Genomic DNA, 1,080 nt, shown 5'->3' with positions numbered 1-1,080 from the left:
CATTTCTTTTAAAAAAGTGGAATTTGTCATCTTGATTTCCTACATTGCGCGCAATTCACCCGTGGCGTGAATCACGCTTGTGTTTAAAAATGTTGTTTGGTTGTTAGAAACGGCTTATGTAGCTTATATCGCTTGCTGAATAGTCACTTTCGTAGATGATTGAATTGCGTCCACGAATTTCAAGATTACCAGAAATATTTACATTATCTAAAATATATACTCCATCTAGAATTTTCATATTTCCGGAAATGTGTGCTTTATCACTTATATAAGCATCTCCATAGACACGGGCATTGCCATAAACATGGCCCAAAACTCGAGCCTCACCATAAATTTGTGCATTGCCGTAAATTTGCGCATCATATTCAACATATGCTTCACCGCAAACTTTTGCATTTTCATAAACACGCGCCCTGCCTGTAATTTGTGCGCGTTCAAATACTTGTGCATTGCCGAAAATCTTAGCGTCACCACAAACCATAGCTTTATGCCAAACCCAACAATCGCCTTCATGCGATAGGTTGTCTTCTTTTTGTATATAGCCACCTAAGTAACCTTTTTTAATATTTCTAAAATCTCTTAATGCACGTATGCGATAAAGTTTTTTACTTTTATCGGTTCTTGCATCATAAAATTCTTTTATTTCATCAGTAAGTTCGTATTTCTTTTCCATGATTACTATTTCTCACGTTCTTCGATTATGGTGGAGCCACTAATTTTACAATTTCCAGCAATGTTTACACGACAGCAAATATATGCTTGATTGTAAATTTTAGCATTTCCGTAAACGTGTACACTTTTCCCTATAACAGAATTCCCATAAATCCGCGCATAGTCAAAAACCTTGGCATTATCTCCAACAGAAGCACCACCAACTTCGGCATAATCATAAACTTGTGCATTGCCATAAACTTGTGCATTCCCATAAACCCGCGCATCATCATAAACTTTGGCATCACCGTAAACTTGTGCATTGCCAAAAATCCAACAGTCTCTCTTATGGCTTAAGTTGCTCTCTTTTTCTATAAAACCGCCTAGGTCACCTTTTTTGACATATCCAAAGTCTCTTAATGCTCTAAT

Annotated in this window: 2 protein-coding genes; both read right to left on the bottom strand. The window is 36.9% G+C overall.

The window, feature by feature from the left end; all coding sequences use genetic code 11:
- Positions 1–103: 103 nt before the first annotated feature.
- The gene (locus ACFIKG_RS09400; RefSeq protein ID WP_375652212.1) at positions 104–673 is read right to left on the bottom strand and encodes a hypothetical protein; all 570 of its coding nucleotides are present in this window, start codon (positions 671–673) and stop codon (positions 104–106) included.
- Between the two features lie 5 nt (positions 674–678).
- The coding region (locus ACFIKG_RS09395; RefSeq protein WP_375652211.1) for a hypothetical protein at positions 679–1,080 on the bottom strand (402 nt) is incomplete at its 5' end.

Source organism: Bartonella sp. LB28NMGDW (assembly GCF_042194435.1).
Taxonomy (GTDB): domain Bacteria; phylum Pseudomonadota; class Alphaproteobacteria; order Rhizobiales; family Rhizobiaceae; genus Bartonella; species Bartonella grahamii.
Note: the sequence above shows the minus strand (reverse complement) of the source record. Positions and strands in the feature narration are given on the sequence as shown.